The organism is Pseudomonadota bacterium, from assembly GCA_039028155.1.
GTDB lineage: Bacteria > Pseudomonadota > Alphaproteobacteria > SP197 > SP197 > JANQGO01.
Window position 1 is genome coordinate 70,754 of the sequence record JBCCIS010000006.1, and the last position, 19,029, is coordinate 89,782.

At 61.7% G+C, this 19,029-nt stretch carries 18 protein-coding genes; 12 read left to right on the forward strand and 6 right to left on the reverse strand.

Annotation, left to right across the window (positions count from 1 at the left end; all coding sequences use genetic code 11):
* Window positions 1-141 precede the first annotated feature (141 nt).
* On the reverse strand, window positions 142-1,110 hold the full coding sequence (locus AAF563_04935) for a 2-oxoglutarate and iron-dependent oxygenase domain-containing protein (GenBank protein MEM7120600.1): 969 nt from the start codon (window positions 1,108-1,110) through the stop codon (window positions 142-144).
* Between the two features lie 341 nt (window positions 1,111-1,451).
* Here AAF563_04935 and AAF563_04940 point away from each other — a divergent pair, with 341 nt between their 5' ends.
* From AAF563_04940 to AAF563_04965, 6 genes are all read left to right on the forward strand, one after another.
* Window positions 1,452-2,747 (forward strand): NCS2 family permease, encoded by a 1,296-nt coding sequence (locus AAF563_04940; GenBank protein ID MEM7120601.1) that lies wholly within the window; start codon window positions 1,452-1,454, stop codon window positions 2,745-2,747.
* A 107-nt stretch (window positions 2,748-2,854) separates the two neighbouring features.
* Window positions 2,855-4,438: an amidohydrolase gene (locus AAF563_04945; protein MEM7120602.1), complete on the forward strand. Its 1,584-nt coding sequence runs from the start codon at window positions 2,855-2,857 to the stop codon at window positions 4,436-4,438.
* 294 nt (window positions 4,439-4,732) lie between these two features.
* Window positions 4,733-5,680 carry an ABC transporter permease gene (locus AAF563_04950; GenBank protein ID MEM7120603.1) on the forward strand — a complete coding sequence of 316 codons (948 nt, stop codon included), beginning with the start codon at window positions 4,733-4,735 and terminating at the stop codon, window positions 5,678-5,680.
* Window positions 5,681-5,687: 7 nt separating this feature from the next.
* Window positions 5,688-6,539: an ABC transporter permease gene (locus AAF563_04955; protein MEM7120604.1), complete on the forward strand. Its 852-nt coding sequence runs from the start codon at window positions 5,688-5,690 to the stop codon at window positions 6,537-6,539.
* Between the two features lie 17 nt (window positions 6,540-6,556).
* Window positions 6,557-8,188 carry an ABC transporter ATP-binding protein gene (locus tag AAF563_04960; GenBank protein ID MEM7120605.1) on the forward strand — a complete coding sequence of 544 codons (1,632 nt, stop codon included), beginning with the start codon at window positions 6,557-6,559 and terminating at the stop codon, window positions 8,186-8,188.
* A gap of 26 nt (window positions 8,189-8,214) precedes the next feature.
* Entirely contained in the window at window positions 8,215-8,868 is a 654-nt protein-coding gene (locus tag AAF563_04965) for a VOC family protein (GenBank protein ID MEM7120606.1), read from the forward strand.
* 3 nt (window positions 8,869-8,871) lie between these two features.
* Here AAF563_04965 and AAF563_04970 read toward each other — a convergent pair whose 3' ends face one another.
* The 3 genes from AAF563_04970 to AAF563_04980 are packed head-to-tail and all read right to left on the reverse strand — an operon-like array spanning window position 8,872 to window position 10,784.
* Window positions 8,872-9,369: a GNAT family N-acetyltransferase gene (locus AAF563_04970; GenBank protein ID MEM7120607.1), complete on the reverse strand. Its 498-nt coding sequence runs from the start codon at window positions 9,367-9,369 to the stop codon at window positions 8,872-8,874.
* Window positions 9,362-9,862 (reverse strand): GNAT family N-acetyltransferase, encoded by a 501-nt coding sequence (locus tag AAF563_04975; protein ID MEM7120608.1) that lies wholly within the window; start codon window positions 9,860-9,862, stop codon window positions 9,362-9,364. The genes AAF563_04970 and AAF563_04975 overlap by 8 nt, the downstream gene beginning before the upstream one ends.
* A 10-nt stretch (window positions 9,863-9,872) precedes the next feature.
* A complete protein-coding gene (locus AAF563_04980; protein ID MEM7120609.1) occupies window positions 9,873-10,784 on the reverse strand; it encodes an NAD(P)-dependent oxidoreductase in 912 nt (303 codons plus the stop codon).
* Between the two features lie 125 nt (window positions 10,785-10,909).
* On the opposite strand from AAF563_04980, the gene AAF563_04985 reads away from it, so the two are divergent.
* Window positions 10,910-12,034, forward strand: a complete 1,125-nt coding sequence (locus AAF563_04985) for a PLP-dependent aminotransferase family protein (GenBank protein ID MEM7120610.1) — start codon at window positions 10,910-10,912, stop codon at window positions 12,032-12,034.
* A gap of 156 nt (window positions 12,035-12,190) precedes the next feature.
* On the opposite strand, the gene AAF563_04990 is transcribed toward AAF563_04985, so the two are convergent.
* A complete protein-coding gene (locus tag AAF563_04990; GenBank protein ID MEM7120611.1) occupies window positions 12,191-12,568 on the reverse strand; it encodes a SaoD/DsrE family protein in 378 nt (125 codons plus the stop codon).
* Window positions 12,569-12,654: 86 nt separating this feature from the next.
* The gene (gene hisI, locus AAF563_04995; GenBank protein ID MEM7120612.1) at window positions 12,655-13,158 is read right to left on the reverse strand and encodes a phosphoribosyl-AMP cyclohydrolase; all 504 of its coding nucleotides are present in this window, start codon (window positions 13,156-13,158) and stop codon (window positions 12,655-12,657) included.
* A gap of 191 nt (window positions 13,159-13,349) precedes the next feature.
* Here hisI and AAF563_05000 point away from each other — a divergent pair, with 191 nt between their 5' ends.
* The 5 genes from AAF563_05000 (at window position 13,350) to AAF563_05020 (ending at window position 19,010) form a co-directional block, all read left to right on the forward strand.
* Window positions 13,350-13,823: a SufE family protein gene (locus tag AAF563_05000; protein ID MEM7120613.1), complete on the forward strand. Its 474-nt coding sequence runs from the start codon at window positions 13,350-13,352 to the stop codon at window positions 13,821-13,823.
* Between the two features lie 172 nt (window positions 13,824-13,995).
* Window positions 13,996-15,159, forward strand: a complete 1,164-nt coding sequence (locus AAF563_05005; GenBank protein ID MEM7120614.1) for an S-(hydroxymethyl)glutathione dehydrogenase/class III alcohol dehydrogenase — start codon at window positions 13,996-13,998, stop codon at window positions 15,157-15,159.
* Between the two features lie 480 nt (window positions 15,160-15,639).
* Window positions 15,640-16,194: a sigma-70 family RNA polymerase sigma factor gene (locus tag AAF563_05010; protein MEM7120615.1), complete on the forward strand. Its 555-nt coding sequence runs from the start codon at window positions 15,640-15,642 to the stop codon at window positions 16,192-16,194.
* 604 nt (window positions 16,195-16,798) lie between these two features.
* The gene (locus AAF563_05015; GenBank protein ID MEM7120616.1) at window positions 16,799-18,016 is read left to right on the forward strand and encodes a GTP-binding protein; all 1,218 of its coding nucleotides are present in this window, start codon (window positions 16,799-16,801) and stop codon (window positions 18,014-18,016) included.
* 346 nt (window positions 18,017-18,362) lie between these two features.
* Complete coding sequence (locus AAF563_05020; protein ID MEM7120617.1) at window positions 18,363-19,010, forward strand: glutathione S-transferase family protein; 648 nt, start codon at window positions 18,363-18,365, stop codon at window positions 19,008-19,010.
* The last annotated feature ends 19 nt before the right edge of the window (window positions 19,011-19,029 follow it).

The following is a 19,029-nucleotide window of genomic DNA, read 5'->3' on the forward strand; positions in this document are numbered from 1 at the left end:
TCTGGCTCCTGCGCCGGCCCGTTCCCCCTCCCGACCACCTCGAGGACACTGCCAAGGGTGGCGTCAGCGAAAACGCCGCTCGGCGTTTTGTCTGGGAGGGAGGGAGAGCGGGCCGGCGATGCCGACTAAACTGCGAACGTCTCAGGCGGCGCCGCTCTTGGCGCCCACAACGTCGTTGTCGAACTTTGCGACGAAGGCCGCCAGATCCTTGCCGGCATGGCGTGGCGCCATGTCGTCGGGCGTCCCGGTCACCGGCAGGCCGGGCAGAGGCTCGACGACGGTGTTGAAATCCGGCACCGCGAAGAAACCGATGGAGTAGCGTTCCCTATCGCGCGGCGGGTGCACCCGGTGATAGGTCGACTTCAGCCTGCCGCCGGACCAGCACTCCATCATGTTCCCGATATTGACGACAAAGCAGCCGGGTTTGGGCGGCGCTTCGATCCAGCCGCCGTCAGGCGACGCGACCTCCAGCCCGCCGACCTTGCCCGGCAGCAGAATGGTGATGGCGTTGGTGTCGCGGTGCGCGTTCATGTCGTCGGCTTCCAGATGCTCGGTGCCAGGGCGCGACGGGTAGTAGAGGCATGAGATGTTGGTCAGTGGCGTCTTGAACTTGTCGATCAGGATCGTCTCGTCCTGATCGAGCGTCAGCGCGAAGGCCTTCAGGAGTCGGTCCGAGAGGTCCGAGACGGCATGCCAATAGGCGGTCATCGCCTGGCGGAACTCATCGGGTTCGTTGGGCCAGACATTGGGGCCGTAGAGTCCTTTCGTGGCGTGGACCTCCGGATGATCGGGATCGGGATCGTGGCCGATCAGAAACGCTTCATAAAGCGCCGGTGGCGCCTCGCTGGCGTTCTGGCCGAACGGCATGACGGGAACATAGCCGCGGTAGCGGCCCTCGCGACGGGTCAAAAGGCGCTTTTCGCTCTCGGGCCTCGCGAAATAGGCGCGCATGGCCTCAAGTGCGCCATCCATAACCGACTGGGGAATGCCGTGATCGGCGATATAGGCGAAACCCGCCTCGCCATAGGCCTCGCCCAGGGCGCGCGCGACGCGGCGGCGCTCGTTGATGTCGGAGGAAGAAAGATTGGAAATGTCGATAACCGGCAACATGGCACCGAACTCCTTCGTTTGCGTTCCGCGCGACCGGGGATGCGGTCCCGCGGCGGCCCTTCACAAACGACCAAGTGCCAGTTGGTAGGTTCTTCTATAAGCAGCTTGAGGCTGTGGATCAAGCTCTGGGCACCAGATCGGCCGGGCTGGTAGAGCAGATCCTGATTCGGTGGAATCGCTTCGCGATTCCGACGAGACAGGTGAATCTGCTCTATTCATAGATGGCGAGCGGATTCACACGGTTAGGTGGAACCGTAAGACGGTTCCACCTAACCATGATCCGCTCTACGGTGCCGCCGGTGGCTGCCTTTGGGGAGGCGGTCCGGGCCCGGGGGAGAGCCATGCTGAAGAGCTTCTTCAAACTTGAAGAGCACGGCACAAACGTGCGCACGGAGGTGCTGGCGGGACTGACGACGTTCCTGACCATGGCCTACATCATCTTCGTTAACCCGGCGATACTGTCGGACGCCGGCATGGACTTTAACGCGGTCTTTGTCGGCACATGCCTCGCGGCGGCGCTGGGCTGCGCGATCATGGGCCTTTACGCCAACTACCCGATCGCCCAGGCGCCAGGCATGGGCCTGAACGCCTTTTTCACCTATGGCGTCGTGCTGGGCATGGGGCACACGTGGCAGGTCGCTTTAGGCGCTGTTTTCGTCTCGGGCGTCATCTTCGTGATCATCTCGGTCCTGCCGGTGCGCGAGTGGATCATCAACTCGATCCCGACGTCATTGAAGATGGCGACGGCCGCCGGCATCGGCCTCTTCCTGGGCATTATTGCGGTCAAGAACGCCGGCATCGTGGTCGACGACCCCGTAACGTTGGTCGCCATGGGCGATCTGACGCAGACGACAGTGATCCTGGCGCTCGCCGGCTTCATCGTCATCGCCGCGCTTGATGCGCTGAAGGTGCCGGGCGCCATCATCATCGGCATCCTGGCGGTCACGGCGGTCGGTATCGCCATGGGCGTCAGCGACTTCCAGGGGGTCGTCGATGTGCCGCCCGATCCCTCGCCAGTCTTCTTTGCGCTCGACATCGCCGGTGCGCTCGATGTCGCGTTGATCGCCGTCATCATCGCGTTTCTGTTCACCGACCTCTTCGACACGTCGGGCACGCTGATCGGCGTTGCCTACCGCGCCAATCTTCTGGATGCCGACGGCAAGCTGCCGCGCCTGAAGCGCGCCCTGATCGCCGATTCGACCGCGACCGTTGCCGGCGCCTTTGTCGGCACGTCGCCGGTCACGAGCTATGTGGAAAGCGCCGCCGGTGTCAGGGCGGGCGGGCGAACCGGCCTGACGGCTGTGGTCGTCGCCATCCTGTTTTTGCTGGCGCTCTTCCTGTCGCCGCTCGCCGATACCGTGCCGATCTACGCGACGGCGCCCGCACTTTTGTTCGTCGCCTGCCTGATGACCCAGGCACTGACCCAGATCGACTGGAACGATGTGACGGAGTACGCGCCGGCCGTGGTCCTGGCGATCGCCATGCCGTTCACCTTCTCGATCGCCGACGGCCTGGCCCTCGGCTTCGTCACGTACGCAGTCCTGAAGCTCGCCTCCGGCCGCTTCCGCGACGCCAAACCGGCGGTCCTGGTGTTGGCCGCCGTCTTCATCGCCAAGTTCGCGTGGCTGAGCGGGTAGTACTTCGTTCATGAACTGACGTTGTCAGTTGGCCGCAAATCCGTCGTTTGACCCTGGTCGGCGTTCAAGCCCATCCTCGAACTCGGCAACGATGGGGAGGAACAGCCATGGCGATCTCGGAACAGAAGAAAGCGGCGCTCGATTGGGTTGACGACAACCGTCAGACCTTGTCGGACTGGCATACGACGATCTGGGATCTGCACGAGCCCGCGTGGCGCGAGTACAAGTCGGCGGCCTGGTATGTCGACCGGCTGCGCCAGGAAGGCTTCGAGGTCGAGGAGGGGTCCGGCGGCATGCCGACGGCTTTCTGTGCGACGTGGCAGAACGGCGACGGCCCGACCATCGGTTCCTATGCGGAGTACGACGCGGTGCCCGGTAACTGTCAGGACCGCGTGCCCTACCAGAAACCGCGCGATGGCATGCATCGCGCCGCCGCTGGCCATACCGATCCCCATTCAGCCCTCGGCATGGCGGCGCTGGGTGGCATTCTGGCGGCCAAGGCCTCAATGGAGAGCTACGACATCAAGGGCCGGTTGAAGTTCATGGGCGAGCCGGCGGAGAAGGTCTGCGGCTCGAAGCCCGTGCATGCCGCCAAAGGTTACTACGACGACATGGATGCCGCCATTTCGTTTCATCCCTCTTACGGCACGCTGCGCGCCAACACGGCGATCTGGGACACCCATTGCGGCAGCTATTGGAGCTGCATCTACACATTCGAATGCGAAGAACCGGAGACGTGGCGGGGCATGGTAGCAGCCGGCGGTTCCAGCGCGCATACGGTGGCGCGCGCGCCGGGCGCCAACGATGCGCTCTGCCTGATGTACACGACCACGAAGTACACGAAGGAATCCATGCTGCCGCACACCGGCACTTGGACCTTGAACGAGGCGATTCTGGGCACCGGCGACGCGACCTCCGACAACTTGGCGCCGCGCTTCAGTCAAATCCAGTATTCCTGGCGTTCGCCGGACCTGAAAATGCAGCAACGCATTTCCGAAGTGTTGGATCAAAACGCCGAACATGTCGCGGCCATGACCCACTGCCGCGTCACCAAGTCATGGGTCACCAAGACGCGGGTTGGTCTGCCCAATCACGCGATGGCGCGCCTGTGCTATCGCAATCTCGAACTGGTCGGCCCGCCCCAGTTCGATGACGACGCCATCGCTTTCTGCCGCGAGATACAAGAGAACCTGGGTTTCGAACCCATGGAGCAGCCGCTGCTGGAAGAAATGGTGACGTTGAACGATCCCGAAGACGGCGAGGCCGATCTCAGGCAGCAACTGCCGCCCTGGCAACTGAACTACACGTCCGACGACTATGTCGACTGGACCTGGCATACGCCGACCGTGCGGTTGATCGTCGGCCGCTGCACGCTGAAAGCGCCAAAAGCCGGCTACGATTATCCCGCGTGGTCGTGGAATGCGATGGGCGGTTTTTCGCCGACCATTGATCCGACAGTCATCTGCGCCGCAAAGACGATCGGCGCCACCGCTGTCGATCTCTTGACCCAGCCCGATGAGCTCGACAAGGCGCGCGCGGAGTTCGAGGAACGCACCGGCGGCGGGCGCGGCGGCGCCAAATGGGTGCCGCCCTTGCTGCCGCCGGACTTTGATCCGCCGGTCGGTTTCCATTGGCCGGAATATGTCACCACCGTGCGCGGCGAGGAGTGGTACGTGCCTGTGACAGCGTGAGAACCTGTCCGCAAGGACGGTCAAAATCCCGTCAAACCCCTTGATAACCGCGGCGTTCCGGGTGGGCGCACCGCGGCTCTGCTGACATTGGGGGTTCCCAAGGTTTGGACAATCGGTTTCAATATCGCCAAGCGAGAGGTCCCGAGGCGGTTCATGGGGCATCAAATGGACCGCACTGGAGGGACCCCGAATAAGAAGGGGGAGCGTTTTGAAAGCAACAGCCGGTCTGCGTTGGCGCGCGCGTTTGGTATCGCGCGCGGTACGCGATGCGTCCCTTAGAAAGAAGGGAACGCTATGTTCGGATTGATCGTCAGGCGCCTGGCGCTTGGTCTGCTGACCCTGATTGTTGTTTCGGTCATCATTTTTGTCGGTACGGAGATCCTTCCCGGTGACGTGGCGACGGCGATCCTGGGTCAAGCCGCCACCGAAGAGAATCTGGCGGCGATTCGCTCGTCGCTCGGTCTCGACCGGCCAGCCTACCTCCGTTACTTCGACTGGCTCGGCAACTTTCTTCAAGGCGATCTCGGCAATTCACTGAGCAACCGCCGTCCGATCGCCGAGCAAGTCTTCGAGCGATTCGGCAACACGCTGACCCTGGCGGGTTTGGCCGCGCTCATCTCGGTGCCGTTCGCCATTACGCTGGGTCTGATCGCGGCGATCAAGCAGGGTACGGCGTTCGACAAGTCGATCTCGGTCACCACCCTGATGATCATTTCGGTGCCTGAGTTTTTCGTCGGCTACATCCTCATCCTGTTCGTCGCGGTCAAGTTCGGCTGGCTGCCCAGCTTGTCAAACGTCAACGACCGCATGGATTTCGGCGAGGTCCTAGCGGCGCTGATCCTGCCCGCCATCACGCTGACGTTGGTTGTCCTGGCGCACATGATGCGCATGACCCGCGCGGCGGTCATCTCGGTGATGAACTCTCCCTATATCGAGATGGCGCAGCTTAAGGGCATCAAGAACTGGCGCGTTGTCGTACAACACGCGCTGCCCAACGCGCTGTCGCCGATCATCAACGTTGTTGTCCTGAACCTGGCCTATCTGGTCGTCGGCGTCGTCGTCGTCGAGGTGGTGTTCGTCTATCCGGGAATGGGGCAATACATGGTCGATGCCGTGTCGAAACGCGACGTGCCGATCGTGCAGGCCTGCGGCCTGATCTTCGCGATGACCTATGTCGGATTGAACCTGACCGCGGACATCCTGTCGATCCTGGCCAATCCACGCCTCAGGCATCCGAAGTAGGCCCGCCATGAAAAAAGCACTGGCTCTCTTCGGCGAAATGCCGATCACATCGAAGATCGGCGTCATCATCATCCTGATCAACGTGTTCGTGATGATCTGCGCCCAGTGGATCGCGCCCTATGGCGAGACCGCCCTGGTCACCAACCCATGGGCGCCACCCAGCGCGGAAAACTGGCTGGGCGGCGACCAGCTCGGGCGCGACATGCTGACGCGTATGATCTATGGCGCGCAGACGACAATTACAGTCGCGCTGATCGCGACCATCCTGTCGTTCACCATGGGCATCCTGGCGGGCTTCACCGCCGCGGTCGTACGCGGCGCGGTTGACCAGGTGCTGAGCCGCATCGTCGACGCGCTGATGGCGATCCCGACCTTGATTTTGGCGCTGGTCGTCATCTCGGTGCTGGGTTCGGAGATCTACATTCTGATCCTGGTGATCGCGGTCCTCGACTCGACACGCGTCTTCCGTCTTTCGCGCGCCATTGCGATGGACGTGGCGGTGATGGAATTCGTCGAGGCGGCACGTCTGCGTGGCGAAGGTCTGTGGTGGATCATGCGCCGCGAAGTCCTACCCAACACGGTGACACCGCTGATTGCCGAGTTTGGTCTTCGCTTCAGCTTCGCGTTCCTGTTCATCGCGTCGCTGAGCTTCCTGGGTCTTGGCATCCAGCCGCCCTATGCGGACTGGGGCGGCATGGTGCGCGAGAACAGCGCCGCCATCACCTACGGCATCGCGGCGCCGCTTTACCCCGCCGCGGCGATCGGCATCTTGACCGTCGGCGTCAACCTCCTCGTCGACTTCATCCTGGCCAAGCAGAACCGTTCGGTGGCCGCAGCTTTCGAGGATCAAGAACATTGACCGACTATCTTCTCGATATGCAGGCGCTCCGGATCGAAGCCCGGGGTGGCGAAGGCGGCACGAACCGGATCGTCAACGATGTCGATCTGCAGTTGGAACGCGGCGAGGTTCTCGGCCTGATCGGTGAATCCGGCGCCGGCAAATCGACCATCGGTCTGGCGTCCATGGCTTTTGCGCGGACCGGCTGCAAGATCACCGGCGGCAAGATCTTCTTCGACGGCACCGATCTGATGACGCTGGACGAAGAGCAGCGGCGCGAGATGCGCGGCGTGCGCGCCGCCTATATCGCGCAAAGCGCGGCGGCCTCGTTCAACCCGGCCAAGCGCTTGAACGATCAGGTCTGCGAGACCGCGATCCGTCATGAGGTGATGAACGAGAAGGATGCCACGGCGCGCGCGATCGAGCTATACGGCAGGCTTGATCTGCCGTCGCCGGACTCGATCGGCATGCGTTACCCGCATCAGGTCTCCGGTGGACAGTTGCAGCGTGTCATGTCGGCGATGGCCATGACCTGCGGCCCCGATCTCTTGGTGCTGGATGAACCGACGACGGCGCTGGACGTGACGACGCAGATCGAGGTGCTGGCGACCGTGCGCGACCTCATCCGCAACAACAACACGTCGGCGCTCTATATAACCCACGACCTCGCCGTGGTCGCGCAGATCGCCGATCGCATCATGGTGCTGCGCTACGGCAATCTGATCGAAGTCGGGCCAACCCAGCAGGTCCTGGAAGACCCGCGCGAGCCCTATACGAAGGAGCTGATCTCCGCGCGCAAGGGCGAGCCAAAGCCGAAGGTCGACGTCAAGATGCCCGATCCGCCGCTTCTGGCGATCAAGGACGTTACCGCCAGTTATGACGGCAAGACCAATGTGCTGGAGGACATCAACGTCCACATCGCCAAGGGCGAGACGGTGGCCGTGGTGGGCGAGTCGGGCAGTGGCAAGTCGACCCTGGCCCGCGTCGTCACCGGGTTGCTGCCGCCATTCAAGGGCGTTGTCGAATATGAAGGCCAGGCGTTTAGTCGTGCGCTGAAGGACCGCAAGCGCGACGAACTGCGCAAGGTCCAGATGATCTATCAGATGCCCGATGTCGCGATTAATCCGCGCCAGACGGTCGCCGAGATCATCGGCCGCCCATTGAGCTTTTATTTTGGCCTGACCGGCAAGAAGCGCGCCGAGCGGGTCAACGAACTCCTGGCGCAGATCGATCTGACGCCGGAGTTTGGCGAGCGGTTCCCGGGCCAGCTCTCCGGTGGTCAAAAGCAGCGTGTGTGCATCGCGCGCGCCTTGGCCGCCGATCCCGAGATGATCATCTGCGACGAGGTGACGTCGGCGCTCGATCAGGTCGTCGCCGCCGGCATTCTGGAGTTGCTGGAGCGTCTGCAGAAGGAAACCGACATCGCCTACATGTTCATCACCCACGACCTCGGCATTGTGCGCAACATCGCCGACCGGACCGTGGTGATGTGGAAGGGCGGTGTGGTCGAACAGGGCCCGACCGAGGATATCTTCACGCCGCCGCAGAAAGAGGACTATACGCGCAAGCTGCTGGCATCGGTGCCGGAGATGCGGACCGACTGGCTGGATTCGGTGCTGCGCGAACGTGGCGACCTCTTCGAGATCGACGCCAAGGCGCATACCTCCTGACCGGCCGAATGGCCGGCTGACGCGCCGTGGCCTTTCGGCTTGACCATGTGTTTGTTCTGACCGATGCGCATGACGCCGCGGTCGAGAGACTGTCCGATGCCGGTTTCACGATTGCCGGGCAACGCGATCATCCGGGACAAGGCACCGCCAACCGGTGCGTCTTTTTCGAGAACGGTTATCTGGAGTTTCTCTGGGTGGCGGACCGCGACGAGGTGACCGCGCCGATGACCCGGCCGACGGAACTCGATGAACGTTCGCGGTGGCGGGAAACAGCGGCCTCGCCATTCGGTATCGCGTTGCGCGTCGACCCAAGCGCGGGTGACGCCGTTCCTTTTCCCTATGTCCCCTACCGGCCCGCGTACCTGCCCGAGCCGGCGGCCATTCTGCTGGCCGACGAACCGGCGGCGCGCGGCGCGCCGTTGGTCTTCGTCGTGCCACCCGATCTAGCGGCTCACGGCAGCGGTCCCAACCATGCCTGCGGCGCACAAGCGGTCAGTAACGTTCGATTGGCCGCAACGGTAACGCCGTCCGTTTCGCCGGCCCTGACAATGTTGGCGCAGCACAAGTTTTGCCAGATCGAGGTTGCGTCGGCGCCGCATCTTCACATCGAGCTTGATCAGGGTCGGCAGGGGTTATCGATTGATCTGGGTCCGGACACGCCGCTGTCGATTGCCTGGTGACGCTCAGCTCGCCGGCGCCTTCAATTCCATGAGAATGTCATCCTCGTGGGTGCGGCCGATATCGTCGAAATCCAGTTTGCGGTACAGCGCAATGGCTTTCTCGTTGCGTGGCTCGACGGCGAGCAGGATGCGCTGACAGTCGGCGATCTCGTTCATTTCGCTCACCATTAGTTCGACGAGCCGCCGGCCGAAGCCCCGGCCTTGATGGTGTTTGTCGATCATTAGGTGGTCGATGATGTAGGCGCCGGGCTCGGGCGCGCTCTCATAGGCATAGCCAGGGTAGTAGGGGCCCCATAGTCCAAGGCCGACCGGCTCGTCGCCTAGGTAGAGCGCGCGCGGCCTGAAGCCCGGTACATAGGCCGCTTCGGCCAGCGGCCCGCTGTTGGTCCAGACGAAATCGCGCTGATCGTCGGCCAACTCCAACATCATGATGGGGTAGTAGTTGCCGAGATCGACGTCGCGCAAGTGCAGGTCTGGATCGTCCCGGCGGGCCTCACTCATGCCACTTGTATTCCATCCAGATGTCACCGTCGTCGTCGCGATAACACGTGCGAAAGCCGCTGCGTTTGTAGAGCTTGATCGCGTCTTTGTTGTCGGGGTCGACCGACAGGACGATGCGCCGGCAATCCGCTCGCATCATCAGTTCGGCGACTGCCGCCGCGATCATCTTGCGGCCGAAACCCTTGCCCTGATGGCGTTTGGCGATCATCACGTGGTCGATAGCATATTCGCCGGGGATGGCTGGCTCCAGGAAACGACCATCTGGATGATGCCGGCACCAGCCGATCAGGCCGACCAGCTTGTCCCTTACGTAGGCCGCGCGCGGCTCACAGTCGGGGATGTAAGCGCAGTCGACCAGGAACTGCCAGTTCACTACCTGGCTGCCGCCGCTCCATAGGAACTTCGCCTGTTTCTTGCCGACTTTCAGATGGCCGACATCACGGAAGTTATTGATGTCGACGGGGCGCAGTTCCAATTCGGATTTGCCGGTCATCGCGAAGACCTCACTTTTCCCAGTGCGGCACCCAGTCGCCATCGGCACGCAGGCTAACGCCGGCGGCCTCCTCGACCAGTTTGACGACAGTCAATTCCGGCGCATCGCCGCCATAGGTCGTCTCGGCATCGCCGAAGAGTTCCTCGACCTTCTCGGTCAGCGCGACGGGCACGCCGACTTCGCGTGCCAGTTCCGTTGTCAGGCCGAGGTCCTTCAGACACAGCGCGATTGAGAACGAGGGGTCGTAATGGCCAGCGAAGATCGACGGCGCATCGTGGTGGGCGACGAAACTGTCGCCGACGCTTGCCTTGATCGCTTCCCACAGCACCAGAACGTCGACACCGGCCTTGGCGCCCAATGCCAGACCTTCGCCCAGAATGCGGGCATGAGTGAACCAGAGCTGGTTGGTGATCAGCTTGACCACGTTGCCGTCACCCAGCTTGCCGCTGGCGACGGTTTTGCCCATGACGTCGAAGATCGGCTGGCAGCGGGCAAGCGCGCCCGATGCGCCGCCGACAAAGATAGTGAGCTCGCCACGCCGCGCGCCGTCAACCGCCCCGGTCACCGGTGCGTCCAGCATGACGGCGCCCTTGGCGGCTACCCTGTCACCGAGCTCACGGACGAAGGCCGGACGGTTCGTGGTCATGTCCGCCCATATCTTGCCGTCGCCGAGGCCGGCAAGAAGACCGTCTTCCCCATTGGCGACGGCGGCGACCTGGGGCGGTCCGGGTACGGAAGTCAAGATGATATCGGCGGCCTCGGCGACCTCGCGCGGTGTCGCCGCCCAGACCGCGCCCGCCTCGATCTGCGGTTCGGCCTTGTCGCGATCGATGTCGTTCACCACGAGATCAAAGCTTGCGCTCGCGATGTTCAGCGCCATGGGCCCGCCCATGACGCCAAGCCCGATATAGCCGACCTTCATCACGTCATCTCCCTTGTTCCGGGTCTTTGATGAGAACGGCCGTTGCGCCGTGGGAAAGCCATCGCTAGCTGAACCGCCGCGACAATGCCAGTATGAATCGTCGTCAGAAGGGGAGTCATTGCGCCTTGATCCGATACAGTTTTGCCACCGGCAACACGAACCCCGAAACCTTCCCGGCTGAGGCCTTCGGAGAGGCTGCGGCCCGCGTCCTGCCGACCATGGCGGCCGACCTGAACCAGTACCCCGGCAAGCTCGGCCATGAAGGCCTGCGCCGGTTGATGGCCGAGCGCGAGTTTGAGCGCGAGGGCGTGCGTATAGACCCCGACCACATCGTTCTGACCAACGGTTCGATGCAGGCGGTGACGCTGGCGGCAGAAACCGCGAGCGAAGGTAACGACCTCGTCGTCATGGAGGAGTACTCCTATGTCGGCAGCATCCGGGCGTTCGATGCCATGGGCATCGAGATGGTCGGCGTGCCGCTTGACGAGGAAGGTATGCGCATGGATGCCCTGGCCGACACATTGGAGCGATTGGCCCAGGAAGGTCGCCCGACACCTTTTATCTATACGCTCGCGACCTACCAAAACCCGACCGGCGCGGTCATGTCGCGCGACCGCCGCTTGAAACTGATCGAGCTCGCGCGGCAGTACGACTGCATCGTCGTCGAGGATAACTGCTATGGCGACGTGCATTTCGACGGCGACAAACCGCCAGCGCTTTATGCGCTGGACGACGATCCCCGGCATATCTATCTGTGCTCACTCTCCAAGATTTTCGCGCCCGGTGTCAGGCTCGGCTATCTGACGGCGTCACCGGCTCTGCTGGAGCGTGTCCTGGCGCGTCGCCACGACGCCGGCCCGAACACGCTCGCGGCGGCGATCACGTATGAGTATCTGCACGACAAGCTTTGGCAGCATGTCGAGATGGCCAACGATGCGCTTAAGCAAAAGCGCGATGCCATGCTCGACGCGCTCAATCGTCACCTGGGCAACGAGTGCTCGTTCTCCCATCCCCCTGGTGGCTTGTTCCTTTGGGTGCGCTTGCCGGACGACGTCGATCCCGGCCGTGTTCAGGAGATCGCGGCGGAAAACGAGGTCAGCATCGCCCACGGCTCCGACTTCCACATCCGCAACGACGCCGGCCCCTTCATCCGCCTGGCCTTTGGTTACCCGACGCTCGACGAGATCGAGGCCGGCATTGCTCGGCTTGGCGACAGCGTGCGCCAGGCACGCGGATCAGGAACGCACTAGGAGCGATCTGGATTAGCCAGCCGAACGCTTGATCGACCCTCAAGCGCCGCGCCGACTGGGCGTGGCGTTGAGGTGCTGGCGCGCGCCGAGAATGAGGTCCAAACGGACAGGCCCCGCGAACGACTCAGGGCCAGATCGTTAGCACATCAATGCCCTTCAGAGCGTTATGACGAAGTCAGGGGCGTTGGGTGCGAGCGCGGCGTAAAGCTGGGGAAAACAGCCTGCCTGAACACCGGCGACCATGCCTTTCGCCGTCACCTCTCCCTTGCCGCACTGCTCGAAGGTACCCTCGGCAAGGTTGCGGCGTACGGCACATTGATCGCAGATCATCAACAGGATGTTCTGTTCTTTCGCGAGCTCGGCCAAACGCTCGCCGACGGGATCGCCCTCACGCAAGCAGAACAGATTGTCGTCGAAGAAGAACATGCCGACGACGGTCGCGCCATGCGAACCATCCTCCAGTTGCGGCAGGATCATGCTGGCCAGCTTGAACGTCGATGCCATGTTGGTGGCGAAGACATACGCGACTTTCATTTCTTACGCTCCGTCATGTCTCGTTTTCTGGTTGTGGTATGAAATCGGAAAACAGGCGGCTGATCCTCGAAGCGGTTCCAAATCACTCAAAGCTGCGTCGGGTTCGGCGCGTCTCCGTAAACATCCTTGGGATCGAAGGTCCTCTGTGACTCCGTGAACACGAGTCGTGAAGGCCCGCCTGATGTGCCGCCGAGCTCAACCGATCGATAGAAACAGGAACGATAGCCGACATGGCAACTGGCGCCCGAACCGGCAACCTGGACCCGCAGCCATACGGCGTCCTGATCGTCGTCGATGCGCATCTCGACCACCTGCTGTGTCAGACCACTGGTCGATCCCTTGCGCCAGAGGCGTTGGCGGCTTCGGCTCCAGTAGTGCGCCTCGCCCGTCGCGATCGTTCTCTGCAGTGCTTCGCCGTTCATGTAGCCCAACATCAGCACGTCACCTGTGTCGGCGTCCGTCGTGATGCAGGGGATCAGTCCGTCGGCATCAAACTTTGGCGCCAGGTCGAAGCCTTCTTCGACTTGCTCGACCGACATGCGTGATGCGAAGGGCGCCGAAGCCGTCGGGTCGGTGGGTTCAGCGTTCATGGCGCTAGCGCTCCTGGACCTTGTTCATGTCAAACACCTACTTGCGACCACCCGGGCGCCCAGTGGCGAAATTGGCTCTTCTTCATCAGAGATTGAAACGTTATAACATTACAGTTGTGAACGAAAGGAGAGATGAGGCCATGACGCTCGACTGGAGAGCGGACGGTTCTGCGTGGCAGAGAACCGTCTAGATGGGCGTCCCTCTGCAAGCGAGGCCGACCTCGGACGAAACAGCGGCGAACGCCCAGCGGTCCATTGTGGAGAGCTTCCAGTGTCTCGAAGACTGGACTGAGCGGTACCAGTATCTGATCGAACTGGGGCGCCGGCTGCCGCCATTCCCGGAGGCGAAGCAGATCGAGGCAAACCGATTGTATGGCTGTCAGGCGGGTGTCTGGCTCATCGCTGACTATCGCAACGGCAAGCTCTATTTCGAGGCGACAAGTGACGCCGCCATCGTCGCCGGGCTCATTGCCCTGCTGCTTCAGGTCTATTCGGGGCGCGAGCCCGATCAAATCCTGGCGACCTCGCCGGCGTTCATCGACGAGATCGGTCTCGCCGAGCATCTTTCGCCGCATCGGGCTAACGGCCTGTCGCTCATGCTCGCGCGCATTCGCTCACTCGCCATGGCCCACGTCGCGGACAACCCGACTGGGGGGCGCGCGTGATCGACCTTGCTCCTTACGACAAGCAGTTTCTGCCGCTTGCCACATCGACACCTCGGGCTCACCGGCTGGCGGTTACCGAGGCGTCGGCAACCGCGCATCGCGGGTTTTGTCGTCGGCCACTGACTGAAACCGGCCTTACACCAACATCATCGCGAAGACAGGGAGATCCGTTATGAAAACACGTGCAGCCATCGCATGGGAACCAAACCGTCCCCTCGAAATCGAAGAGATCGACCTTGAAGGTCCAAAGGAAGGTGAGGTCCTCGTGCGGATCGTCACGACGAGCCTATGTCACACCGACGTCTTCACGCTTTCGGGCGAGGACCCGGAGGGCCGCTTCCCCTGCGTTCTGGGGCACGAGGGCTGCGGGATCGTTGAGGAGGTGGGAAAGGGCGTAACGTCGGTGGTGCCCGGCGATCACGTGATCCCGCTTTATGTTCCCGAAGACCCCGATTGCCCTTACATCCAGTCTGGCAAAACCAATCTGTGCCAGACCATTCGCAAGACCCAGGGCGAGGGTGTCATGCCGGATGGGACATCGCGCTTTTCCTACAAGGGCAAGCAGATCCTGCACTACATGGGCACCAGCACCTTCAGTGAGTACACGGTTCTGCCCGAGATTTCCGTGGCCAAGATCGCCAAAGAGGCGCCGCTGTCCAAGGCCTCCGTCATGGGCTGTGCGGTCCCGACAGGGATCGGCGCGGTGCGCAATACCGCCAAGGTCGAGGAAGGCGCGACAGTCGCGGTCTTTGGCTTGGGTGCCGTCGGCATGGCCGTGATCCAGGGTGCGGTCCTGAAAGGCGCGTCGCGGATCATCGGGATCGACATCAACTCCAACAAGTTCCCCTTGGCCATGTCGCTGGGGGCGACGGAGTGCGTCAATCCGAATGACCATCCCCAGCCGATCCATGAAGTGCTGATCGACATGACGAATGGCGGGCTGGACTACACCTTTGAGGCCGTGGGCAATGTCGACCTGATGCGCTCGGCGCTTGAGGCCTGCCACAAGGGTTGGGGTGAATGCACCGTGATCGGTGTCGCCGGCGCCGGCCAGGAAATCGCAACGCGGCCTTTCCAGCTCGTCACCGGGCGCGTCTGGCGCGGCACCGCATTCGGCGGCGTTCTTGGCCGCAGCGAACTTCCGGGCATGGTCGATGAGTGGCTGCGTGGTGACTTCAGCGTCGACCCTTACATCACCCACCACATGGTCCATAACCAGATCAACACGGCATTCGACCTTTTGAAGGCGGGCGAGTCGATCCGATCCGTGATCCATTTCCGGCCGGGCGACACCATGACGGTGAACTCGCTGCCTGGAACCTTGGTACCGGAGTAAGGCCGCACTGGCCCAAGGCGAATTCCCGACCAGCGGCGGTTCCGGTCTCGGAGTTGCATCGGGTCATGCAAAGGGGGCGAAGGTGGCGGGCGGCGTGTGCTGCTTGCCACCTCAACCCGGCTGAGTGGATAAATGGGGCGGTTGGCCGGACGTAGTCCTTTTGAGATTGTGCTAGTGCCGGAAGCAGCACACAGCAACGCCCTCACTCCAGGACAGACCGTCAGCCACAGAAAAGGTCTGCGATTGGTGTAAGAATCTCGATCCGAAACCGTCTCTATGTCTGTAACGATTGAACATGGAGACGATTATGACCACTTCTGATGTCTGCGCCTGCGACAACTGCCCGCCGGCATGCAAATGCGCACACAGCGCCCCTAGCGGCGATCGCTGCTGTTGCGGCGATACCTGCACGTGTGAGGCCTGTACCTGTGGGCCGTCCTGTGGGTGTTCAAACGCGTCGACTTAAGGTACCCGTTGGGAATGACAGAGTTGGACCGAAGGGCGCGCATTGCTACAGCATTGCGCGCCCACAGCACGAAGCTTCGGCGCTATGTGGCGTCGCGCGTCCCATCGGACGTGGTCGATGACATATGCCAAGCCGCTGCGCTCCGCTCTGTCGAGAAGGCTGCGACTTTGCGAGATCCGGAGCGGGTTTTGCCGTGGCTCTACCGCATTCACGCCAATGCCGCGAATGATGCGCTACGCCGGTTGGCAGCGGACCGCCGGCTACTGGAGGCAGTGGAAAGAGAAGTCGATCCCATCGAAGTACCGGCGGAGCCGGTGTGTGGGTGCAGCGTCGCGCAAACCCGGCAGCTCAGCGCCAACTACGCATCAATCCTGGAACTCGTTGACATCTGCGGCATGTCGTTAGCCGAGGCAGCCCAAGCACTCGGCATCTCCGTCAACAACGCGACTGTACGCCTCCACAGAGCGCGCGCGGCCTTGAAGAAACAGTTGCTCGAGCATTGTGGCGTCACGAGCGTGAACGCATGCGCGGAATGCCGATGCGTGTTTGACGGGTGCTGCGCAGCCTAACGCCAGTTACTGGCACGACGTCAAGACATCACGACACGTAGACGGCCCACACCACGAACGCGCGTTTCTTCGTCGACGACAGCCAGCACACAGCCTACCGGACCGGCGCCGACGATCATGTAGTCGAATGTCTAGATGTCCATCGTATGTTGGTTCCTGGCCGGCACGAGAACGGATTGGAGCCGCCAGAGCCAACCGAATGTGCACGCTCAATCGAGGGCCCAGGAATCCAAAGGCTGCGCCGCACGGGCTTCTTTTTGATGTAAGGCCCCGTGACCCGTAGCGCTGGTCGGTGGTTCGCCACATCGTCAACACGTCGACCGGAAGATCGTTGTACGCCGTGTGGATGTTGTTTGGCATGTCCTTGCAGGCTCGAAACGTCCAGTGCTATTAGGACTGTTACATTGTAACACTCAACGTTCACTCGATCAGATCCATGTCGCTGCATCTACATAAGCCATTTGATTTTTCGGCGCAGTTTGGAGAGTGCAAAGACGATGACGCGAGGCGACCGTCACACCCAAACGCCAATTGATCGCCACGGCAAGACACATCACGCGCGGACTGTTGCGAGCTTTGGTGTAACCGAAGAACGGCTCACTCCATGAACATTGCTTCGTCGCCAATTCCGATCACCATTCTGAGTGGTTTCCTCGGTGCCGGAAAAACGACACTGCTGCAGAACCTGCTGGTACAGGCGCGGGAGTTTCAGGATGTGCGCCTGGCCGTGATCGTCAATGAGATGAGCGAACTCGACGTCGATGGCCGCATTCTCGACACGAGTGAGGTGTTATCGCGCCGGGATGCGCTTTTTGCTTCCATTCCCGCTGGCAGCATCAGCGGTCCAGAGGGGCTGACGCGCTTTATCGAGGCGGTTGAAAAGTTCCGCTCTGGCGGCGCAAGCCATATTGTCATCGAAACATCGGGCAGCACGCATCCCTGGCCTCTTTTGGAGGCAATCAGGACCCATCAAGCGGTGCGGCTTCATGGGTTTCTGTCTGTTGTGGATACCGTCACCCTTGCAGACGATCACGATCTCGGCCGCGCCATTCTGCCTGCCGCCTCGCGCAACCTCTCCGCCAACCAGCGCGGCATCGAGAACCTGCTGGCCGAGCAGATCATGTTCGCCAACCGTATCCTGCTCAGCAAAATGGATCGAGTTTCGATGGAGCGCCTGCGCACGGTCGCTGAAGCCATTCACCCGATCAATCCGGGCGCAGATATCATGGGCATGCAATGGGGAAATGTGAAACTGAGCGATGTGCTAGCCATGCCGCCCTATGATCATGAGCGTGTGGCCACGCTCGGAGCGGAGCTGATGGAATGGGACGAGACACACGGCACCAACTCCATGGACAGCGCTTCGGATTACCAGATCGACAGCATTGTGATTCACGATCCCCGCCCCTTCCATCCGCAGCGCCTGTGGGATGTCTACAACCACTATCTGGGCGTGGGCATTTACCGCAGCAAAGGCTTCTTTTGGTTGCCCACGCGCGACCGCTTGCAGCTGTTGTGGAACCAGACCGCTGGTAGCGTCGGGCTTCAAATCCTCAATTTCTGGAAAGTGGCAACGCTCGAGGATGAGAGCCTGAACCTTTTGCCGGAAGAACGCGAGGAGATGCGCCGCCGCCTGCAAGGGTTCTCGCCCGATTTCGGCGACCGCCACTGCCACCTGACGGTAATCGGCGATCGCGACGGGCTGGAGACCTTCGCCAGCGCGCTGCGAGACTGCCTCTGTTCGCCGCAGGAAGTAGCCCAATGGAAAGCCGGACATGTCTTTGACGACCCCTGGCCCAAAGCGACCGTCCGTCTGTCTTAAGGGGGTGGCCTCTTAGGTTCCATGGATCGAGACGGGTTGTTCTGATTTCCGCAGTAACTGAAAACGAGCCATTAATGCCGGACATCTCTGCGGGATCTTGGGTCTTAAGAAGGGACAACGGCAGCGCTGCCGTTGCGCCAAAAGCGGATCATGGTTAGATGGAACCGTTCGACGGTTCCACCCCACCATGTGAATCCGATCTCTGTCTGTGAGAGGGGCAGGTTCACCTGCCATGATGTTATCGCGATGCAACTCCATCAAAACTGGATCTGCTCTAGTCGAGATTCCATGACAATGCCGCTCAAGGCTAAGCCGTCGAAAGCCAACGTTAAACCGGAGGAAACGCATGACCTACAAACTGTACAGCTCACCGGGCACGGGCAGCGCCTGCGTCCAAGCCGCGCTGACCGAGATCGGAGCGCCGTTTGAGTTGATTGCCGTCGACTACGATGGCGGTGACCTGCAATCGGACTGGTTCACCAAAATCAATCCGCGCCAACAGTTGCCCACGCTGCAACTGCGCGACGGGTCGATCATGACCGAAAGCGCCGCGATCCTGCTGCATTTGGCCGACGCGCATCCGGAAGCGGGTCTGGCGCCGAAACCGGGCACGGCGGAACGGGCGCAGACGAACCGCTGGTTGCTGTTCGCCGCGACAAATCTATACGAAGGCGAGTTGCGGCGCGGCTACGCAGACCGCTATTCGACCGATCCGTCTCATGCAAGCGGCATTGAGGCCGCGGCAACAGAGTACGCTCGCCGGCACTATAGAATGCTAGAAGAGGAGATCGGCGAGGGCCCCTATCTGTTCGGTGCGGACTTCGGTATCGTCGACATTTACGTCTGGATGCTGATGAATTGGTTCGAGGATCCGGTTTGGATGCGTGCCGAAATCCCGAACCTGGTCCGCATGGCAGAGTCCATCATGGCTCGTCCAAACCTCGCCCCCGTGCACATCGCGCATTTCGGTGAAGGACTGGGTGGATCCGAATAACCCAGTCGGCGAGTTCACA

What these genes read in the sequence shown, in the direction of transcription:
- AAF563_04935 (MEM7120600.1), bottom strand. Translation starts at nt 1,110, where the DNA reads ATGTTGCCGGTTATCGACATTTCCAATCTTTCTTCCTCCGACATCAAC.
- AAF563_04940 (MEM7120601.1), top strand. Translation starts at nt 1,452, where the DNA reads ATGCTGAAGAGCTTCTTCAAACTTGAAGAGCACGGCACAAACGTGCGC.
- AAF563_04945 (MEM7120602.1), top strand. Translation starts at nt 2,855, where the DNA reads ATGGCGATCTCGGAACAGAAGAAAGCGGCGCTCGATTGGGTTGACGAC.
- AAF563_04950 (MEM7120603.1), top strand. Translation starts at nt 4,733, where the DNA reads ATGTTCGGATTGATCGTCAGGCGCCTGGCGCTTGGTCTGCTGACCCTG.
- AAF563_04955 (MEM7120604.1), top strand. Translation starts at nt 5,688, where the DNA reads ATGAAAAAAGCACTGGCTCTCTTCGGCGAAATGCCGATCACATCGAAG.
- AAF563_04960 (MEM7120605.1), top strand. Translation starts at nt 6,557, where the DNA reads ATGCAGGCGCTCCGGATCGAAGCCCGGGGTGGCGAAGGCGGCACGAAC.
- AAF563_04970 (MEM7120607.1), bottom strand. Translation starts at nt 9,369, where the DNA reads ATGAGTGAGGCCCGCCGGGACGATCCAGACCTGCACTTGCGCGACGTC.
- AAF563_04975 (MEM7120608.1), bottom strand. Translation starts at nt 9,862, where the DNA reads ATGACCGGCAAATCCGAATTGGAACTGCGCCCCGTCGACATCAATAAC.
- AAF563_04980 (MEM7120609.1), bottom strand. Translation starts at nt 10,784, where the DNA reads ATGAAGGTCGGCTATATCGGGCTTGGCGTCATGGGCGGGCCCATGGCG.
- AAF563_04990 (MEM7120611.1), bottom strand. Translation starts at nt 12,568, where the DNA reads ATGAAAGTCGCGTATGTCTTCGCCACCAACATGGCATCGACGTTCAAG.
- hisI (MEM7120612.1), bottom strand. Translation starts at nt 13,158, where the DNA reads ATGAACGCTGAACCCACCGACCCGACGGCTTCGGCGCCCTTCGCATCA.
- AAF563_05000 (MEM7120613.1), top strand. Translation starts at nt 13,350, where the DNA reads ATGGGCGTCCCTCTGCAAGCGAGGCCGACCTCGGACGAAACAGCGGCG.
- AAF563_05005 (MEM7120614.1), top strand. Translation starts at nt 13,996, where the DNA reads ATGAAAACACGTGCAGCCATCGCATGGGAACCAAACCGTCCCCTCGAA.
- AAF563_05010 (MEM7120615.1), top strand. Translation starts at nt 15,640, where the DNA reads ATGACAGAGTTGGACCGAAGGGCGCGCATTGCTACAGCATTGCGCGCC.
- AAF563_05015 (MEM7120616.1), top strand. Translation starts at nt 16,799, where the DNA reads ATGAACATTGCTTCGTCGCCAATTCCGATCACCATTCTGAGTGGTTTC.
- AAF563_05020 (MEM7120617.1), top strand. Translation starts at nt 18,363, where the DNA reads ATGACCTACAAACTGTACAGCTCACCGGGCACGGGCAGCGCCTGCGTC.